This is a genomic window from Nocardia otitidiscaviarum, assembly GCF_007362295.1.
Lineage (GTDB): Bacteria > Actinomycetota > Actinomycetes > Mycobacteriales > Mycobacteriaceae > Nocardia > Nocardia otitidiscaviarum.
The window spans coordinates 3,278,831-3,296,688 of record NZ_CP041695.1 but is presented as its reverse complement, the minus strand read 5'-3'; the positions used below and the strand labels follow the sequence as shown (position 1 = coordinate 3,296,688).

The 17,858-nt window shown below is 70.2% G+C and carries 16 protein-coding genes; 7 read left to right on the top strand and 9 right to left on the bottom strand.

Annotated features, from left to right (window positions below; all coding sequences use genetic code 11):
• Positions 1–59: 59 nt before the first annotated feature.
• From FOH10_RS14565 to FOH10_RS14545, 5 genes are all read right to left on the bottom strand, one after another.
• A complete protein-coding gene (locus FOH10_RS14565; protein WP_143981117.1) occupies positions 60–1,037 on the bottom strand; it encodes an SMP-30/gluconolactonase/LRE family protein in 978 nt (325 codons plus the stop codon).
• A 194-nt stretch (positions 1,038–1,231) separates the two neighbouring features.
• Positions 1,232–2,413: an FAD-dependent oxidoreductase gene (locus FOH10_RS14560; protein ID WP_186000835.1), complete on the bottom strand. Its 1,182-nt coding sequence runs from the start codon at positions 2,411–2,413 to the stop codon at positions 1,232–1,234.
• A 118-nt stretch (positions 2,414–2,531) separates the two neighbouring features.
• Positions 2,532–3,086: a DUF4328 domain-containing protein gene (locus FOH10_RS14555; RefSeq protein ID WP_186000834.1), complete on the bottom strand. Its 555-nt coding sequence runs from the start codon at positions 3,084–3,086 to the stop codon at positions 2,532–2,534.
• 170 nt (positions 3,087–3,256) lie between these two features.
• Positions 3,257–3,718 (bottom strand): M23 family metallopeptidase, encoded by a 462-nt coding sequence (locus FOH10_RS14550; RefSeq protein ID WP_143981114.1) that lies wholly within the window; start codon positions 3,716–3,718, stop codon positions 3,257–3,259.
• An 84-nt stretch (positions 3,719–3,802) separates the two neighbouring features.
• Positions 3,803–4,456: a TVP38/TMEM64 family protein gene (locus tag FOH10_RS14545; RefSeq protein WP_143981113.1), complete on the bottom strand. Its 654-nt coding sequence runs from the start codon at positions 4,454–4,456 to the stop codon at positions 3,803–3,805.
• A 232-nt stretch (positions 4,457–4,688) separates the two neighbouring features.
• Between FOH10_RS14545 and FOH10_RS14540 the strand changes: the two genes are divergently transcribed.
• The 3 genes from FOH10_RS14540 to meaB are packed head-to-tail and all read left to right on the top strand — an operon-like array spanning position 4,689 to position 9,906.
• Positions 4,689–6,548 carry a methylmalonyl-CoA mutase family protein gene (locus FOH10_RS14540; protein WP_143981112.1) on the top strand — a complete coding sequence of 620 codons (1,860 nt, stop codon included), beginning with the start codon at positions 4,689–4,691 and terminating at the stop codon, positions 6,546–6,548.
• Positions 6,549–6,550: 2 nt separating this feature from the next.
• Complete coding sequence (scpA, locus tag FOH10_RS14535; protein ID WP_029928610.1) at positions 6,551–8,803, top strand: methylmalonyl-CoA mutase; 2,253 nt, start codon at positions 6,551–6,553, stop codon at positions 8,801–8,803.
• Positions 8,800–9,906 carry a methylmalonyl Co-A mutase-associated GTPase MeaB gene (gene meaB, locus FOH10_RS14530; RefSeq protein WP_081592501.1) on the top strand — a complete coding sequence of 369 codons (1,107 nt, stop codon included), beginning with the start codon at positions 8,800–8,802 and terminating at the stop codon, positions 9,904–9,906. The genes scpA and meaB overlap by 4 nt, the downstream gene beginning before the upstream one ends.
• Before the next feature lie 19 nt (positions 9,907–9,925).
• Here meaB and FOH10_RS14525 read toward each other — a convergent pair whose 3' ends face one another.
• A complete protein-coding gene (locus FOH10_RS14525; RefSeq protein ID WP_051037355.1) occupies positions 9,926–10,369 on the bottom strand; it encodes a pyridoxamine 5'-phosphate oxidase family protein in 444 nt (147 codons plus the stop codon).
• A gap of 249 nt (positions 10,370–10,618) precedes the next feature.
• On the opposite strand from FOH10_RS14525, the gene FOH10_RS14520 reads away from it, so the two are divergent.
• From FOH10_RS14520 to FOH10_RS14510, 3 genes are all read left to right on the top strand, one after another.
• Entirely contained in the window at positions 10,619–10,942 is a 324-nt protein-coding gene (locus FOH10_RS14520) for a hypothetical protein (RefSeq protein ID WP_143981111.1), read from the top strand.
• A 90-nt stretch (positions 10,943–11,032) separates the two neighbouring features.
• Positions 11,033–12,751: a SulP family inorganic anion transporter gene (locus tag FOH10_RS14515; RefSeq protein WP_143981110.1), complete on the top strand. Its 1,719-nt coding sequence runs from the start codon at positions 11,033–11,035 to the stop codon at positions 12,749–12,751.
• Between the two features lie 68 nt (positions 12,752–12,819).
• Entirely contained in the window at positions 12,820–13,716 is an 897-nt protein-coding gene (locus tag FOH10_RS14510) for a universal stress protein (RefSeq protein ID WP_143981109.1), read from the top strand.
• Positions 13,717–13,980: 264 nt separating this feature from the next.
• Here the strand turns inward: FOH10_RS14510 and FOH10_RS14505 are convergent, their stop codons facing one another.
• The 3 genes from FOH10_RS14505 to FOH10_RS14495 form a co-directional block, all read right to left on the bottom strand.
• Positions 13,981–15,696, bottom strand: coding sequence for a GAF domain-containing sensor histidine kinase (locus FOH10_RS14505; protein ID WP_143981108.1), 1,716 nt, complete (start codon positions 15,694–15,696; stop codon positions 13,981–13,983).
• A complete protein-coding gene (locus FOH10_RS14500) occupies positions 15,689–16,345 on the bottom strand; it encodes a response regulator transcription factor (RefSeq protein ID WP_039814624.1) in 657 nt (218 codons plus the stop codon). The genes FOH10_RS14505 and FOH10_RS14500 overlap by 8 nt, the downstream gene beginning before the upstream one ends.
• A gap of 128 nt (positions 16,346–16,473) precedes the next feature.
• Entirely contained in the window at positions 16,474–16,692 is a 219-nt protein-coding gene (locus FOH10_RS14495; RefSeq protein ID WP_143981107.1) for a hypothetical protein, read from the bottom strand.
• A 235-nt stretch (positions 16,693–16,927) separates the two neighbouring features.
• Here FOH10_RS14495 and FOH10_RS14490 point away from each other — a divergent pair, with 235 nt between their 5' ends.
• Positions 16,928–17,854 carry a universal stress protein gene (locus tag FOH10_RS14490; protein WP_143981106.1) on the top strand — a complete coding sequence of 309 codons (927 nt, stop codon included), beginning with the start codon at positions 16,928–16,930 and terminating at the stop codon, positions 17,852–17,854.
• Positions 17,855–17,858: the final 4 nt, after the last annotated feature.

Below are 17,858 nucleotides of genomic sequence, written 5' to 3'. Positions count from 1 at the left end.
CGCGGCGGCGGTGGCCGACGGAGAGTTCGGTCACCGCCGCATCCCGCGCCCCCCGGCCGTCAGTCTGTGCCCGGCAGGTCCAGGCTGGTGATCGTGAACGGCAGCGCGGTGGGCGGCAGGCCCGCGGCGAAGCGGTCGTACTGGCTGTTGACCACCAGCAGGTGGCCCTCTGCGGTGAGCGCGGCCTGGCTGGGGTGCAGGAAGCCGCCCGGTGGGACCAGGCTGTCGACGATCCGGCCGGTGGTCAGGTCGGGACTCATCTCCAGCACCGCGACCCGCGGCTGGGCAGCGGTGTCGGCGTAGAGATTTCCCTGCGTGACGTAGATCCGGCGGCCGTCGTCGGAGACCACCGCATCCCCGCTGGGCAGGGTTTGCCCGCCGAGATCCACCTCGACGGTCCGTCCGCTGTGCCGGTCGATGCGCCACAGCTGCCCGGTGGAACTCTGCACCGCGAGCAGGTGATCGCCGATCGCGAGAATGCCGTTGAGATTGTGCCGTTCGGCGATCCAGTCGACGGGGGTGGTCGTGACATCCAGCCAGGGCTCCATCCGCCAGGTCCCGCCGGTCTCGGTGATCCGGTACACGACCGGCAGCAGCGAGTCGGTGGCGTACGCGGTGCCGTCGGCGGCTACGGTCACTTCGTTGACGAAACCGCCGTCGAGCCCACGCAATTCGGCCAGCAGACGGCCGTCGGCGGCATCGTAGACCCGGGCGGTGCCGGTGCCGCCGCCATTGACGAACAGACGACCGGCCGGGTCGAGGGTCATTCCGGCGGTGGCGCTGCGGCCGTCGGCGCCGTCGGGCGACCACACCTCGACCCGCGGCTCGTGCACATGGCCCCGGTAGATCGCGCCGTCGGCGGCACTGCCCACGAAGAAATGCCCGGACGCGCGGTCGTAGGCCAGTCCCGAGGGGAACGCCCGGTCACCCGGAATGATGTACCGGTCGAACACCTCTCGCTCCGCCGTCTGCGCGGAGCAGGATATGGTCAGGGCCGCCGTCGCGGCGATCAGAGTGTGTCGCAGGGGAATCCGCATGGGTGCCGACCTTTCCGCCGTGTCTCGGTTCCCCGAATACTGACCTCCCCGGCGCGGCGGTCCCAGGGCGCGCACCGCCGGGGACCACCGATCCTGGGCATGCCGCGCCTATGCGGCGCGACGGGTCGCTGTCGTCCCCCGGCCCGGTCGTTCGCGGGGTCTCGTCGTTCGCGCGGCCTAGTTGTTCGCGGGGCCTAGTTGTTCGCGCGGCGAACGGCGTTGCGCGCCAGGCCGCGCAGACCCGGCAGCTGTATGGCCCGCATCATCACCTCGCTCAGCCACACATGGGCGCGGGTGGGCGGAACGAAGCGGGCCATGCCCCGGCGGGCCAGTGCCTGCCGTTTGGCGACCTCGGGCCGCAGCTCGGCTTCCCAGGCCGCCAGCGCGGCCGGAATGTCGGTGCCGGTCGCGGAGAGGGCCGCACCCAACCGGTCGGCCCCGTCCAGGGCCAGTGCCGCCCCGTAGCCCGCGAAGACGGTGACACACCAGGCCGCGTCGCCGAGCAGGACCACGCGCCCGCGGCTCCATGCCGCGAGGGTGACCTGGCTGACGGCGTCGAAATAAGCGCTGTCGGGATCGTGGTCGAGCTGGGCGAGCGCCTCGGCGATTCCGCTGCCCAGATCGCCGAAGGCTCCGGTGAGCGCGGCGACGGGCCCGCGTGCGACCTCGGTATCCGGATCGGCGCTGCGGTAGGTGAAGAAGGCCGACGACCGACCCGGTCCGAGATTCATGACCGCCGCGGTACGCCCCGGCCCGATGAAGGTGGTGCCCACACCCACCGGGATATGGTCGGGCACCGTATCGAGCGGGAAGGCCGCGACCACGGTGCGCATATCCACCAGATGGTCTGTCCCCGAGCCGAATACGAGCTCACGGATACCGGAATGCAGCCCGTCCGCGCCGATCAGCAGCTCCGCGTCGACCCGGGTGCCGTCGGTGAGTTCGGCGCTGACCCCGTCGGCGCGCTCGTCGACGGCCCGCACGGTGGTGCCGAACCGGATCTCCACCTGGTCGGCCACCGCCTCGTAGAGCACCGACTCCACGTCGCCGCGCAGCACACTCACCGCCCGTGCGCCGACCGCGGCCTCGGTGACCTCGGCGGGCACCGTCAGCTTCTCCCGCCCGTCCGCGTGCACGAGCACGGTGGTGAAGAATCCGGCATCGCGCCGCCGCAACGCGGGCACCAGCCCCAACCGTTCTGCCGCGTCGTATCCCGGGCCGTGCAGATTCACCAGATATCCGCCGCTGCGCCGTGCCGGTGCCCGCTCGACGACGAGTACCTGCCACCCGTCTCGATGGAACCGCAACGCCGCGGCCAACCCGGCGATCCCCGCACCCACGACCAGCACCCGCCGCGCCGCCGTCGTTCCCGTCATGAACCCTCCTGAATCCGCGCTGCATGGCATCGGAAGACTGCAACACCATTCGTCAACTACTAGTTGACGAATGGTTGATAGTCAACTGATGGTTGACGACGCGGTGGTGAGGGTCGTGCTAGCGCCCGTCCTGTGAGCGGGCCACGGTCACCATGATCGACCGCAGGGTGAAGGCGGCCACGGCGAACAGCGCCAGGGTGAGCAGCAGGGACTGGCCCAGCGCGGACGCGCCCCGGGGGTATTCGACGTTGTTCACGGCCACGAAGCCGATGACGAGGGTGAGGTGGGCGGTCAGCCAGGTGGTCCACCAAGTGGCGACCACGCGCGAGCTCGTTCGGCCCGCGCTCGAGGCCCGCAGCACGTCGGCGACCATGAGCGGTGGAACGAACAGGTTCGCAACGGGGACGATCCAGCCAGCGATCACCCAGCCGCGGGCGAAACGATGCCGGTAATCCGGGTTCAGTGTCTCGGTGTTGATCCGCGCCCGCCGCAGCCAGAGCATGACCGCGATCCCGGCGATCGGCCAAGCGAGCATCAGGTACACCACGCCGCCGCCGAGCAGGGCCCTGCCCGCCTGTCCCTCCGTCGAATTGCGGCTGGCACCGAAGGTCAGGGTGGCCAGGGCCAGGCACACCGGGCCGATCAGGGCGATGAACACCGCGATCGATGCCATCCGTGCCCGTCCGCGAAGCCGGGGGAGGTCTGGAGGTGCGGATGGGTGCATGGTTGCTCCTCTGTCGCGATGTCGGCGCGGCCGTTGAAGCCGGAGTCTGCCCGTCGCGCAACGGATTCGGCCAGTGGATTTGTCCGAGGCCGAATCTTCGGTGCGGCACGCTGCCCGGTTCAGGGCGTCAATACGTGTTGCCAGTCGGCGAGGGGATGGGCCGCGCCGACCAGGAGGGGGAGTGGGTCGAGGCGGTCGGAACCGGGGGGTGCCCAGAGCGCGCGGTGCCATTCGATGTGCAGGTGTGGGGGCACGTTGCCGTTGGTGCGGCGGTCGGGGTCGACGAGGCCGATGCGCTGGCCCGCCTCGATGCGGCGGCCGACACGAACCTCGGGGATGATGTGCCCGTACACGGTGGTGCCCGACCCGTCGGCGGTCGGATGGTCGATCACCACCCAGCGCCCGAAGCCGGAGGCCGGTCCGGACCGGGTGACATAGCCGCCCTGCATGGCGAAGACCGGGCGGTTGGCCGAGCCGCCGGGAAAGCCGAAGTCGACGCCCCAGTGGAAGCCGCCGCCGCGGGGGCCGAAGGGCGAGGTGACGATGTGGCCGCGCTCGAGCGGCCAGACTCTCGGTGCCATGTGCATCTCCCTGCGCTGTCTCCCTTATTCGAATATCGTGCCGCGCCAAGGAAATCGGCGCAGACGAACGGGGTGGGAGAGCGCTCAGCGGGGAGTTGTCGCGGCCACCGGCTCCGGCCGCTCCTCGGGCGTGGCCAGCAGGGTGTCGACGGCGAGTCCGATGATGCCCACGGCGATGCAGACACCCGACACGATGAGCTGGGCGGGGTGGGTGTGCTCGGTGAGCGCGTCCGCGAGCAGAACCGTGCCGACGGTTCCGGGAACGATGCCGACGAAGCTCGCCACGACATACGGCGTCAGCCGTACCGACGACAGTGCGGCGCAATAGTTCACCACCGAGAACGGTGCGAAGGCGATGAGCCGCAGCGACCCCACCGCCAGCCAGCCGCGGCGGGCCAGCCGGGCGTCGACGGCGCGTACCGTCGGATGGGTGAGCCGGGCGCGCAACCGCTCCTTGTCCAGGGCACGCACCAGCAGCAGAGCCAGCACGGCGCTCACGGTCGTCGCCGACAGGGCGAGGCCGAGGCCGAGTACCGGCCCGAACAACATGCCCGCGCTGACGGTGAACAGGGTGCGCGGGAACGGAGCCACGCAGATCAACGCGTGCGCGACGAAGAACACCAGCGGCAGCAGCGGCCCGCAGGAATCGGCCCAGGTCCGAATCTGCGCGGCGGTCGGCAGCGGGATGAGCGCGACCACCGCGAAGAGCGCGACGACGGCCACGAGAAACGTGACCATTCGGTATCCACCGAGTCGGCTGACGTGGGTCCGCGGGCTTGTTGGCACCGCGCCAGGTTACCGGCTGGTAGTGAATGCCCGGCGACGGGAATCACAACCCTGCCGCTAGCATCAGAAGGCAAGACGAGGAATGCTCGTTAACCGAAACGCTGTCTGAGCAGGGCGAACGAGACGTTCGGCGCTGCTGGGGCGGTCCCTTTCGGGGCATGTGTGGGAGAAGGAAACAGCAGCTATGCCGATTGCTTCAGACTCGGACACCGGACCGGTGCCCGGGTATGCCGCCTGGCGCAAGGGTGTCGCCGGCGTGCTGGCCAAGGCCCGCAGGGTGGACGTCTCGGAACTGCCGGACGAGCCGGAGAAGCTGCTCGCGGTCACCACGTACGACGGTCTGACCGTCAACCCCCTCTACACGCGCCGCGACGAACTGCCCGAGCAGTCGCTGCCGGGCGAGTTCCCGTTCGTGCGCGGCGGTGACGGCACCCGCGACGTGCATCGCGGCTGGTACGTCGGTGCGCGTTTCGGCGGCGCCGACGCGGCCGAGACCAATCGCGAGATCCTCTTCGGACTGGAGAACGGCGTCAGCGCCGTCTGGCTCCGCGTGGGGGAGGGCGGCGTGCCCGTGGCACAGCTGCCCGCCGCGCTGTCGGGTCTGCTGTTCGAATTGGCCCCGCTCACCCTGGACGCCGGTCCGGTGCTGGCCGAGGCCGCAGCGCGGGTCTACGCGACGCTCGACGCCTACCAGGTCGAGGAGCGCGCGGACATTCAGGTCCGGTTGGGTGCTGCTCCCCTGACGAGCCTGTTCGCCGGAACCCCCGCCCTCGATCTGGACGGCGCGATCGCACTGGCCCAGGACGCGGTGGCACGGCCCGAGAACGTGCGCGCGATCACGGTGTGCGGCTTGGCCTTTCATGAAGCCGGGGCCTCCGACGCGCAGGAACTCGGTGCGGCGGTGGCGGCGGGTCTGGAGTATCTGCGCGCCCTCACCGACGCCGGCGCCGATATCGCGGATGCGCTGGGCCAGCTGGAATTCCGCTTCGCCGCCACCAACGACCAGTTCGCCACCATCGCCAAATTCCGTGCGGCCCGGCGGCTCTGGGCCCGGGTCGCCGAGGTCTGCGGCGCGCCCGCCTTCGGCAACGCCCCGCAGCAGGCGGTGACCTCGCCCGCCATGATGACCCAGCGCGACCCGTGGGTGAATATGCTGCGCACCACCCTGGCCGCCTTCGGCGCGGGCGTCGGCGGCGCGGATACCGTCACCGTGCTGCCCTTCGACCACGCGCTGCCCACTGGGGAACTCGAGGTGTCGAAGGCGTTCTCGGAGCGCATGGCCCGCAACACCCAACTGCTGCTGCTGGAGGAGTCGCACCTGGGCCACGTCCAGGATCCGGGCGCGGGCTCCTGGTACGTCGAGTCGCTCACCGACGAACTCGCCGCCAAGGCATGGGAATTCATGCGGGAGTTGGAGGCCGCGGGTGGCTACCTGGCCGCCCTGGAATCCGGTCTGCTGGCCCGGCGCGTCGGCGAGACCAAGGCGCACCGTGACGGTGATGTGGCGCACCGCAGGTCGGCCGTCACCGGCGTGAACGAATTCCCCAACCTGGCCGAGCAGCCGCTGTCCGAGGCGGCCCGCGCCATGACCTCGCAGACGAGCTACGGCGCGGCGTTCGAGGCGTTGCGCAACCGCTCCGACGCCTATCTGGCCGCGCACGGGTCGCGTCCGCGCGCCCTGCTGGTGCCGCTGGGACCGGTGGCCGAGCACAATGTGCGGGTCACCTTCGCCGCCAACCTGCTCGCCTCGGGCGGTATCGAGACGAGCAATCCGGGCGCGCTGGCCGTCGACGGCATCGCGGCCGCGGTCGCGGAATCCGGTGTCGCCCTCGCGGTGCTGTGCGGTTCCGACAACCGCTACGGCACGGAGGCCGCGGCGGCGGTGGACGCGCTGCGCGCGGCCGGTGTGACCACGGTGCTGCTGGCCGGGCCGGAGAAGGCGGTGGCCGACGCCGCCGGCGCGCAGCGGCCGGATGGATTCCTGACGGCGCGGATGGATGCGGTGACGGCACTGTCCGGCCTGCTGGAGAAGCTGGGAGCGTAAGCATGAGCGACATCAAGCATCTGATCGGCAATTTCGCCGACGTCCCCCTCGAATCGACCACCGACGCCGCCGTGACCGGCGACCAGGTGCGGGACTTCGTTCAGGCCGCGGCGACCGCGAATCGGTACGCGCCCGAACAGCTCACCTGGGCCACCCCCGAAGGTATCGACGTCCCACCGGTTTTCACCCGCGCCGACCGTGACGCGGTGGAGGCGGCGGGCTACCCGCTCGACAGCGTGCCCGGCGTCGCCCCGTTCGTGCGCGGCCCGTATCCGACCATGTACGTGAATCAGCCGTGGACGATCCGCCAGTACGCGGGCTTCTCCACCGCCGCCGATTCCAATGCCTTCTACCGCCGCAACCTGGCCGCCGGTCAGAAGGGCCTGTCGGTGGCCTTCGATCTGGCCACCCACCGCGGCTACGACTCCGATCACCCGCGCGTGACCGGTGACGTGGGTATGGCCGGTGTGGCCATCGACTCCATCCTGGACATGCGGGAGCTGTTCGATCACATTCCGCTGGACCAGGTCTCGGTCTCCATGACCATGAACGGCGCGGTGCTGCCGATTCTGGCGCTGTACGTCGTGGCCGCGGAGGAGCAGGGCGTCAAGCCCGAACAGCTGGCCGGAACCATTCAGAACGACATTCTGAAGGAGTTCATGGTCCGCAACACCTACATCTATCCGCCCAAACCCTCGATGCGGATCATCTCCGACATCTTCGCCTACACCTCGGCGAAGATGCCGAAGTTCAACTCCATCTCGATCTCCGGCTACCACATCCAGGAAGCCGGTGCGACGGCCGATCTGGAACTGGCCTACACCCTCGCCGACGGCGTGGAATACATCAAGGCGGGTATCGACGCGGGTATGGAGGTCGACAAGTTCGCCCCGCGCCTGTCGTTCTTCTGGGCCATCGGCATGAACTTCTTCATGGAGGTCGCCAAACTCCGTGCGGGCCGTCTGCTCTGGAGTGAACTGGTCGCCAAGTTCGAGCCGAAGAACTCGAAATCGCTTGCGCTGCGCACCCACTCGCAGACCTCGGGCTGGTCGCTCACCGCGCAGGACGTGTTCAACAATGTGGCGCGCACCTGCGTGGAGGCCATGGCCGCCACCCAGGGCCACACCCAGTCGCTGCACACCAACGCCCTCGACGAGGCCCTCGCCCTGCCGACCGACTTCTCGGCCCGCATCGCACGCAACACCCAGCTGCTGATCCAGCAGGAGTCCAACACCACCCGGCCGGCCGATCCGTGGGGCGGTTCGTACTACGTCGAGTGGCTGACCCACCAGCTGGCCGAGCGCGCCCGCGCCCACATCGCCGAGATCGAGGCGCACGGCGGTATGGCACAGGCGATTTCGGAGGGCATCCCGAAGCTGCGCATCGAGGAGGCCGCCGCCCGCACCCAGGCCCGCATCGACACCGGCCAGCAGCCGGTGATCGGCGTCAACAAGTACCAGGTCACCGAGGACACTCCGATCGAGGTGCTCAAGGTCGAGAACTCGCGGGTGCGCGCCGAGCAGAACGCCAAACTCCAGCGGCTGCGCGCCGAACGCGATTCCGGTGAGGTGGAACGCGCTCTGGCCGAATTGACCCGTGCCGCCGCGTCATCCGAGGGCGGCATGGAGAACAACCTGCTCGCCCTGGCCATCGACGCCGCCCGCGCCAAGGCCACCGTCGGCGAGATCTCCGATGCCCTGGAGAAGGTGTACGGTCGCCACCAGGCCGAGATCCGCACCCTGTCGGGCGTCTACCGGGAAGAGGCGGGCAAGGTGAGCAATATCAGCAATGCCATCGCACTGGTGGAGGAGTTCGCCGAGGCCGAGGGCCGCCGCCCCCGCATCCTGGTCGCCAAGATGGGCCAGGACGGCCACGACCGCGGACAGAAGGTGATCGCCACCGCCTTCGCCGACCTCGGCATGGACGTCGATGTGGGCCCGCTGTTCCAGACTCCCGAGGAGGTGGCCCGGCAGGCGGCGGACAACGACGTGCACATCGTCGGCGTCTCCTCGCTGGCGGCCGGTCACCTCACGCTGGTGCCCGCGCTGCGGCAGGCGCTGGCCGAGGTCGGCCGCCCCGACATCATGGTCATCGTGGGCGGTGTCATCCCGCCCGGTGACTTCGACGAACTCTACGAGGCCGGTGCCGCCGCCATCTTCCCGCCGGGCACCGTCATCGCCGATGCGGCCATCGGCCTGATCAAGAAGCTGGGTGCGTCGCTCGGCCACGAGATCGGCACCGGCGCGGCGGAATGAGCGACGCCGCACACGCGAACGAGGGTGGCGCCGACCGCCCGCGGCTCGGCACCACGGCGGGCGTCGGGCCGCGCGGCGGCGCGCCCGGGACGGCCGGAGCGGCGCGCCGGGTCATCGATGTCGACGACCTGGCCGCCCGGGTGCGCGCCGGTGAGCGCGCGGCGCTGGCGCGGGCCATCACGCTGGTGGAGTCCACCCGCACCGACCACCGGGAACTGGCGCAGCGACTGCTGCTGCGGGTCACGCCCGACAGCGACGCGGTGGTGTCGAACCGAGTCGGCATCACCGGGGTGCCGGGTGTCGGCAAGTCCACCTTCATCGACGCGCTGGGCATGCATCTCATCGGTCAGGGGCACCGGGTGGCTGTGCTGGCGGTCGACCCGTCCTCCACCCGTACCGGCGGCTCGATCCTCGGCGACAAGACCCGGATGGGCCGACTGGCGGTGGAGCGCGATGCCTACATCCGACCCTCGCCCACCGCGGGCACGCTGGGCGGGGTGGCCAAGGCGACCCGCGAGACCATCGTGCTGCTGGAGGCGGCGGGCTACGACGTGATCCTGGTGGAGACCGTCGGCGTCGGTCAGTCCGAGGTGACCGTCGCCAATATGGTCGACGTGTTCTGCTTCCTCACCCTGGCCCGCACCGGAGACCAGTTGCAGGGCATCAAGAAGGGGGTGCTGGAACTCGCCGACCTGGTCGCGGTGAACAAGGCCGACGGTAAGCACGAGGTGGAGGCCAAGGCCGCCGCCCGCGAACTGAGCGGGGCCATGCGGCTCATCCATCCGCGCGAATCGCTGTGGCACCCACCGGTCATCACCATGAGCGGACTCGAGGGCCACGGGCTCGACACCTTCTGGAACACTGTGCTCGAACACCGCCGCGTGCTCACCGAGGCGGGGGAATTCGCCGAGAAGCGCCGTCGCCAACAGGTCGACTGGACCTGGAATATGGTGCACGACCAACTGCTGCGCCGCCTCACCGACAATCCGGCCGTACGCGCCATCCGGACGCAGGTGGAAAAGCAGGTCCGCGACGGATCGCTCACTCCGGCCCTGGCCGCGGAGGAGATCCTGAACGCGTTCGACGGACCGTCCACGGCGTAGTCGGAATTCGCGGCCGAATTCAGCGGTCCTCGGTCGGCCGGGCATCTTCCGGAAGCAGAGCGGCCGGAACGTATTCCACGCCGGTGACGAAATCGGGGCGGATGCGGACGATGCGGTGCCGGGGACCCGGCAGGGTGGTGGGCAGCAGGCGGCGATAGCGGGCGAGGTCGCCGGAATCGGTGACCTCCTCGGCCGTGCCGGTGACGATGACGCACCAGCCGTACTGGGTGGCCTGGTCGATGGTGTCCGCCTCGTAGGCCACGACCTGGCGGTCCGCGCTGAGGGTGGTGCCGGGATTGGCGTGGATGACGATCATGCCGCCGTCCACGACATGGTTGACCGGGCGGATGGTGGGCAGTGCGTACCGGGAGAAGACCACCCGGCCGAAGCGGATACCGCTCAACAGTCGCAGCGAATCCGATGTGGACAGCTCCCGCGGCTGGAGTTCCTCGTGCACGGCCATACCCCACAAACTCTGTCGGCCATCGAACTGCGAACGCATTCTTGCTGGGACACGAAGTATTCCACGTTTCCCGGGACTGTGGCGTACCCGATCCGGAAATTGGCGAAACGCATGATTTTCATTGCGCGCGAAAGAAATTGCGTTTCGAGACTCCATCTGTCCGAGACGGTGACAGCGTACGATACTCGTGACGTTTTCCCGAGTCCCGCGGCGCGGCTGGGGGATCCCGCTCGCGACCCAGGAGTCGAGATGGCCGATGCCGCCCTCCCGATCCCACCGCCACTGTCCGGGGAGTTCGATCCGGCGCGGTTGGCCGACAGTCAGGCCGCGTATGCGGACGCCAACGACCGACTCGTGCGGCGGATGTTCGACATCGGACTGCGCCTGCACGCGGTGCGATCCGAACTGGGCCGTCCCGACGTCACCGCCGAGCGGCTGGAGGCGGCCGGGCGGACCGTGGCCGACATTCTCGACGAGCTCGACACCGTGATCCGGGAGGCCGGGCTGGCCATGGTGGGTCTGGCCCGCGACCACACCGCCCCGGCCGACGGGGACGGTCGGGATCGGCGCTGAGCCCGTCGATCGCGCCCGAACCGGCGACGCGGAAACACCTTCCGCGCACACGGGACGGGTGGGCGCGCCGCGCGGTACTGTCGGACCCTGATGATCAACGGTCCGGCGCGTTTCCTCCCGGGGCTCGAGCAGTTCCGCGGATACCAGCGCGCCTGGCTGCGCCCCGACGTGGTGGCCGGGGTGACCGTGGCGGCCTATCTGGTCCCGCAGGTCATGGCGTACGCGACGGTGGCCGGGCTGCCGCCGGTGACCGGACTGTGGGCGATACTCGGGCCGCTCGCCGTCTACGTCTTCCTCGGCACCTCGCGGCAGCTGTCGGTGGGACCGGAATCCACCACCGCACTGCTCACCGCCGTGGCGCTGGCCCCGCTGGCGGCGGGTGATGCGGGCCGGTACGCGGCGCTGGCGGCGATGCTGGCGCTGCTGGTGGGCGCGATCTGCCTGGTGGGATCGCTGGCGCGGTTCGGGGTGCTCGCTGATCTGCTGTCCAAACCGGTGCTGGTGGGCTACCTCGCGGGCACGGCGGGCATCATGATCGCCAGCCAGCTCGGCAAGGTGACGGGGGTGCGGGTCGACGGGGAGACCATTCCGGGCCAGCTGCGCTCCTTCCTCGCGAACCTCTCCGATCTGCACTGGCCGACAACGATTCTGGCCACGGTGGTGCTGTCGGCGCTGCTGCTGCTCGGCCGCTGGGCACCGCGTGCGCCCGGGCCGCTGCTGGCCGTGCTGGCGGCATCGGTGGTGGTGGCGGTGTTCTCGCTGAGCGAGCACGGCATCGGAGTGGTGGGCGCGATCCCGCCCGGTGTTCCGGTGCCCGGCGTGGCCGGGGTGGCGGCCGCGGACCTCACCCAGCTGGTGTTGCCCGCCATCGGTATCGCCCTGGTGGGTTTCTCCGACAATGCCCTCACCGCACGGGCTTTCGCCGGTCGGCACGGTCAGCGGGTCGACGCCAACCGGGAACTCGGGGCGATGGGGGCGACCAATCTGGCCGCCGGGGTGATGCACGGTTTCCCGGTCAGCTGTAGCGCGTCGCGCACCACCATCGCCGATCTCGCGGGCGCGCGGACCCAGGCGTACTCGCTGGTGGCCCTGGCCGCGGTGCTGATCGTGCTGTTCGGCGCGCGCGGAATCCTGGCCGAGTTCCCGACCGCCGCACTCGGCGCGCTCGTGGTGTTCGCGGCGCTGCGCCTGATCGACCTCCCGGAATTCCGCCGGTTCGCCCGCTTCCGGCGCAGTGAGCTGGTGCTGGCCCTGGGCACCACCGCCGCGGTGCTGATCTTCGGTGTCCTCTATGGGATCGGCATCGCCATCGCGCTGTCCATTCTGGATCTGCTGCGGCGCGTGGCCCGCGCCCACGACGCCATCCTCGGCTTCGTGCCCGGTCTGGCGGGCATGCACGACATCGACGACTATCCGGAGGCGAAACCCGTTCCCGGACTGGTGATCTACCGCTACGACGCCCCGCTGTGCTTCGCCAATGCCGAGGACTTCCGGACCCGGGCGCTGGAGTCGGTGGAGCTGCTGGGCCGGGACGCACCGGTGCGATGGTTCGTGCTGAACGCCGAGGCCAATGTGGAGGTCGACCTGACCGCACTCGACGCCGTCGACCAGTTGCGCGCCGAATTGGATTCGCGCGGCATCGTTTTCGCCATGGCGCGGGTGAAGCAGGATCTGCGTGACGCCCTGGACGCCGCGGGCCTGGTCGACCGGGTCGGCGCGGACCGGCTCTTCCCGACCCTGCCGACCGCCCTGGAGGCGTACCGGGCCGCGACCGGGGCCACGAGGCCGGACGACCCCGGACCCGAATGACCTTGTTCCCTGGGACCACCCCGGCTCGCCGGGCATGCTGGGTGTAACAACCGACCACGGGAGGAATCATGGCCGACACCGCGCACGAGGCATCACGACCCGCGCCCATCCTGGCCGCCGTCGACGGCTCGGCGATCTCCTACCAGGCGGTCGGCTGGGCGGCGGCGGAGGCGGATCTGCGCGGCTGCCCGCTGCACATCATCACCTCGTACGCCATTCCGGTCTCCAAGGTGCCCGTCACCTCGCTCGGAGCGGCGGAACTGGCCTGGGTGCGCGAGGACGGGAATCGGGTGCTCAGCGAGGCCGCCGCCATCGCGCGGCACACCGCGCCCGGCGATCTCACCGTCACCACCGAACTCATCTTCGAGCCCATCACCACCACGCTCATCGCCCGGTCGCGCGGCGCGCGGCTGGTCGTGCTGGGCAATCGCGGTCGCGGCGCGCTGCGCCGCGCGGTGCTGGGATCGGTGAGCACCTCGCTCACCCGGCACGCGCACTGCCCGGTCGTGGTCGTCCCTGCCATGCCGGAGGAGACCGATCCGACCGCCGCGCACCGCCCGATCGTGGTCGGCGTGGACGGCAGCGAGAACAGCATGCCCGCGGTGGCCATGGCCTTCGAGATGGCCTCGCGGCGCAAGGTCGGCCTGGTGGCGGTGCACGCCTGGAGCGACGACACCGGCCACGACCTGCCCGTCATCCCGTGGGAAGGCATTCAGGAGACCGAGGACGCCGTCCTCGCCGAATGCCTGGCCGGTTTCGGCGAGCGGTTCCCCGAGGTCGAGGTGCAGCGGGTGGTGGCTCGGGACACCCCGGTCCGGGCCCTGCTCGAGTACGCCGACGGCGCGCAGCTCGTCGTGGTGGGCACGCGTGGCCGCGGCGGTTTCGCGGGGATGAACCTGGGTTCGACCAGCACCGCCCTGCTGCACCTGTCCCCCTGCCCGGTACTGGTGGTTCGCGAAGGCTGAGGAGGGGAGCGCGCCGGACCGGCGCGCTGTCCGGCGGGCCGGTTTCAGCGCAGTGGCATCGTACTCAGCGCAGCGGGATCGAGCCCGGCGCAGCGGGATCGAGCTCAGCGCAGCGGGATCGAGCTCAGCGCAGCGGGATCGAGCTCGGCGCAGTGCGGTCGAGCTCGTCGTTGTGGGAGCGCGCTCGGCGTTATGGGATCGAGCTCGGCGTTGTGGGAACAGACTCGGTGCAGTGGGATCGGACTCGGTGCAGGGGGATTGGACTCAGCGCAGCGGCACCGACCAGACCAGCCGGGTTTCGTCGCCCTGCGCGGTGGCGGCGATTTCGAGACCGCCGCCCGCTCGACGTGCCCGGAGTTCGAGATCGTGCAGCTCGTCCGGCGTGCTGTCGCCCGCGATCCCGTTCCCGTCGCCGAATACCGCGATGGTGAGTTCGTCGGCGACGTCCACCCGCACGGTCACCGCGCCCACTCCGGACTGCCGCACCGCATGGCCCACCGCCCGCCGCACCACCGCCTCGGCCTGGTCGGCGAGTTCCGCGCCGACCACCGACAGCGGTCCGCTGACCCGGAGCGAGGCTCGGATGTCGGTGGATGCGGTGTGCGCTTCGACGGCCCGCGCCAGCCGTTGGCGCAGGCGCACACTGCGCGGATCGCCGCCGTGCAGATCGAAGATGGAGGTGCGGATCTCCTGCACCACGTCCTGGAGATCGCCGACCACATCCGACAGGCGCTGCCGCACCTCGTCGGTGTGCGCCCGCGCCACCGTCCCCTCCAGGGCCAGCCCGACGGCGAACAGCCGCTGGATGACGTGATCGTGCAGATCGCGGGCGATGCGGTCGCGGTCGGTGAGCACATCCAACTGCCGCACCCGCCGTTGCGCCGCGGCCAACTGGATGGCCAGGGCGGCCTGATCGGCGAAACCCGCCGTCAGTTCCAGGATTTCGTCGGAGTAGGGCGCGGATCCGCTGGCGCGCGTCGTCACCAGCACACCGAAGGTCGAGCCGTGCGCGTGCAGCGGCACGAGCAGGGCCGGTCCGGCCCCGCTGATCGGCTTGCCCAGCTCCACGCCGACGAGATCGGCGAAACGCCGGGTGCCGCGGCGATGGAAGGCGTCGCCGATCGCGGTGCCCGACAGCGCGACGATGCGGTGGCCGGGGTCGGAGCCGGTGCCGCACCACTGTGCGATGCGCAGTTCGGTGATCTCCTCCGGCGGCAGCTCCGGATCGTCGGCCAGGGCGACGAACGCCCGCTCCGATTCGGTCAGTGCGCGAAGACGTTCGACCACCTGCGCCAACACCGTGTCGGGCGCGGTGCCCGCCAGCAGTTCGGTGGAGATGTCGCGGATCGCCTCGATCCACGCCTGCCGGGCGTGCGCCGACGCGTAGAGCCGCGCATTGTCGATGGCGGTGCCCGCCGCCGCGGCCAGGGCCTGCACGATCACCTCGTCGTCCTCGGTGAAGGGCAGCCCGCCGCGCTTCTCGGCCAGATAGAGGTTGCCGAAGATCTCGTCCCGAATCCGCACGGGCACACCGAGAAAGGCGCGCATCGGCGGATGGTGCTCCGGAAAGCCCACGGAGGCGGCATGATCGGCGATGTTCATGAGGCGAATGGGCGTGGCCTCGCTCATCAGCAGGCCGAGGACGCCGTGACCCGACGGATGATCGCCGATCCGCCGCCCGGTCGCCTCGTCGACGCCCTCGAAGACGAACCGGCTCAGTCGCCGATCCGGCCCGCGCACCCCGAGCGCGCCGTACCGGGCGTCCACCAGTTCGATGGCGGTGTGCACGATGGTGTGCAGGGTGTGGTCAAGATCCAGTCCGGAGGTGACGGCCAGCATGGCCTCGACCAGGCCGTCGATCCGGTCCCGGCGGTCGATGATCTGCTCGACCCGGTCCCTGACCTCGGCCAGCAGCTCCCGCAGCCGCAGCTGCGAGAGCGCCTCGCGCACCGAGTGCGAACCGGTCTCGGGATCACCCATCCTGCTGCGTCGCGGCGGACCCGGAGCGCAGTTTGGAGGCCAGTACCGCGGCCTGGGTGCGGCGTTCCATGCCGAGCTTGGCCAGCAGTCGCGAGACGTAGTTCTTCACGGTCTTCTCGGCCAGGTACATGCGTTCGGCGATCTGCCGGTTGGTCAGGCCGTCACCGAGCAGATCGAGCAGTCGTCGTTCCTGTTCGGTGAGCCCGGCCAGCGGTCCGTCGGGCTGGGTGCTGCGGCGCAGCCGCTCCATGAGCGCGGCGGCGGCCCGGTTGTCCAGCAGGGACCGGCCCGAGCCGACCTCCTTGATGGCCTTCGCCAATTCCATACCCTTGATGTCCTTGACCACGTAGCCGCTGGCACCGGCCAGGATGGCGTCCATCATGGCCTGTTCGTCGGTGAACGAGGTGAGGATCAGGCAGCGCAGATCGTCGAGTCGCGAAAGCAGCTCGCGGCAGAGTTCGATGCCGTTGCCGTCGGGCAGGCGAACATCGAGCACGGCGACATCCGGTCGCAGCGCGGGAATCCGGGCCAGGGCCTGCGCGACGTCCCCGGCCTCGCCGACCACCGAGAGTTCCGGATCCCCCTCGAGGAGGTCGACGAGTCCCCGGCGAACGATCTCGTGGTCGTCGACGAGAAACACCTTGATCATGGCGGCATCCGATCTGTGGTGAGTAATGCGAACAAACATACGCGGGAGCGCGGGGCACAGCGATGGTCCAAAGTCCCTATTCCGACGTGGTCCATGGGCATTTCGGACCTCGCTGCGCGCTACACCGGTTACCGAGCGGCACACAGGGCGCGGCAGCCCCACCACACCGAGGCCGTCGCCGCCGCGAGGTACTCGGCCACCGCCAGCGCTACGAGTATGGTGCCGTAATCGTCGGCCCAACCCGGTAGCAGGGGCGCGGTGGCCAGGGCCACGGTCAGCATGATGATGCCCACCGCCATGGCGGGGACGGCGAGTATCGCGTCATCGGGCGACGAGTCGGTTCGCATGCCGGCAAGCTTTCGCGCCACGCGCCACCGTCGTGAGGGGCGTGCGGCCCCGGCGGACGGGACCAAGGTCACGCGGGTTCGGGACCCAGTGCCCGGAGCTGCGAGAAGTGTCCTCCGGCAGTGGCTTCGGTCCCGGCAGCCGGTGACGATCGGCAGCATCCGGTGGCGGGTGCCGATTTCTACCGTGAGGGTGGGTGCCCGGCCGGGCACCGTCAACCCCGTACGGGAGGTCGCCATGACACAGCAGCGCTTCGAGGATCCGCACCATCTGGTCTCCGCACCGGTGGTCGTGGGCGTGGACGGATCGGCGGGTTCGGACGCGGCCCTGCGCTGGGCGGCCGAACTTGCCGCCGAGCGGGAGCGCCCGCTGCACATCCTGCACGGCATGGACCTGGTCGGCCTCACCCATGTGCTCGGCGTCTACGAGGTCTCGGTACCGGCGGTGGTCGACACGGTGCGCGACAACGGCAAGGCGGTCATCGCTCGCGCCGAAGAGGTGGCGAAGACGGTGGCCCCCGACGTCCCGATCACCGTGAACCTGTCGGCCGATTCCGCCGCCCAACTGCTCATCGCGCACAGCGCCGACGCGTACGCGGTGGTGCTGGGCGCGACCGGCACCGTCGGCACCTTCGGTCATCTCGGGTCGACGCTGCTCGCGGTGACCGCGCACGCCGAAGGATCGGTGATCGTGGTGCGCACCGATCCGGAGGCGGGCAACCGCATCCACACCTCCGGTCCGGTGGTGCTGGGCGTGGACGGCAGCCCGGCGGGGGAGGCCGCCATCGGCGCGGCCTTCGCCGAGGCGGCCGAGCGGGGTGCGAAGCTGGTCGCGGTCCATGTCTGGAGTGATTGGAAGGGCGGCAAATTCGCGGGCGCGGATCCGGTGTGGATGTCCACCGACGATCTCGACGTCACCGAGCACGCGATTCTCGCCGAGCGGTTGGCCGGCTGGGAGGAGAAGTACCCCGAGGTCGAGGTGGTGCGCAAGGTCTACGCCACCGATCCGGCCGGGCGGCTGCGCGAATGGTCGCGCACGGCCCAGCTGGTCGTGGTCGGCAGCCGGGGGCGCGGCGGTTTCACCAGTCTGCTGCTCGGCTCCACCTCGCACGCCCTGGTGCAGCACGCGTCCTGCCCGGTCATGGTCGTCCACCCGGCGAAGTAGGGGC

Excerpts from the sequence above, each read along its gene's own strand:
- meaB (WP_081592501.1), top strand. The coding sequence starts at position 8,800 with ATGAGCGACGCCGCACACGCGAACGAGGGTGGCGCCGACCGCCCGCGG.
- FOH10_RS14500 (WP_039814624.1), bottom strand. The coding sequence starts at position 16,345 with ATGATCAAGGTGTTTCTCGTCGACGACCACGAGATCGTTCGCCGGGGA.
- FOH10_RS14520 (WP_143981111.1), top strand. The coding sequence starts at position 10,619 with ATGGCCGATGCCGCCCTCCCGATCCCACCGCCACTGTCCGGGGAGTTC.
- FOH10_RS14565 (WP_143981117.1), bottom strand. The coding sequence starts at position 1,037 with ATGCGGATTCCCCTGCGACACACTCTGATCGCCGCGACGGCGGCCCTG.
- scpA (WP_029928610.1), top strand. The coding sequence starts at position 6,551 with ATGAGCGACATCAAGCATCTGATCGGCAATTTCGCCGACGTCCCCCTC.
- FOH10_RS14555 (WP_186000834.1), bottom strand. The coding sequence starts at position 3,086 with ATGGCATCGATCGCGGTGTTCATCGCCCTGATCGGCCCGGTGTGCCTG.
- FOH10_RS14495 (WP_143981107.1), bottom strand. The coding sequence starts at position 16,692 with ATGCGAACCGACTCGTCGCCCGATGACGCGATACTCGCCGTCCCCGCC.
- FOH10_RS14540 (WP_143981112.1), top strand. The coding sequence starts at position 4,689 with ATGCCGATTGCTTCAGACTCGGACACCGGACCGGTGCCCGGGTATGCC.
- FOH10_RS14560 (WP_186000835.1), bottom strand. The coding sequence starts at position 2,413 with ATGACGGGAACGACGGCGGCGCGGCGGGTGCTGGTCGTGGGTGCGGGG.
- FOH10_RS14505 (WP_143981108.1), bottom strand. The coding sequence starts at position 15,696 with ATGGGTGATCCCGAGACCGGTTCGCACTCGGTGCGCGAGGCGCTCTCG.
- FOH10_RS14490 (WP_143981106.1), top strand. The coding sequence starts at position 16,928 with ATGACACAGCAGCGCTTCGAGGATCCGCACCATCTGGTCTCCGCACCG.
- FOH10_RS14525 (WP_051037355.1), bottom strand. The coding sequence starts at position 10,369 with ATGGCCGTGCACGAGGAACTCCAGCCGCGGGAGCTGTCCACATCGGAT.
- FOH10_RS14515 (WP_143981110.1), top strand. The coding sequence starts at position 11,033 with ATGATCAACGGTCCGGCGCGTTTCCTCCCGGGGCTCGAGCAGTTCCGC.
- FOH10_RS14550 (WP_143981114.1), bottom strand. The coding sequence starts at position 3,718 with ATGGCACCGAGAGTCTGGCCGCTCGAGCGCGGCCACATCGTCACCTCG.
- FOH10_RS14545 (WP_143981113.1), bottom strand. The coding sequence starts at position 4,456 with ATGGTCACGTTTCTCGTGGCCGTCGTCGCGCTCTTCGCGGTGGTCGCG.
- FOH10_RS14510 (WP_143981109.1), top strand. The coding sequence starts at position 12,820 with ATGGCCGACACCGCGCACGAGGCATCACGACCCGCGCCCATCCTGGCC.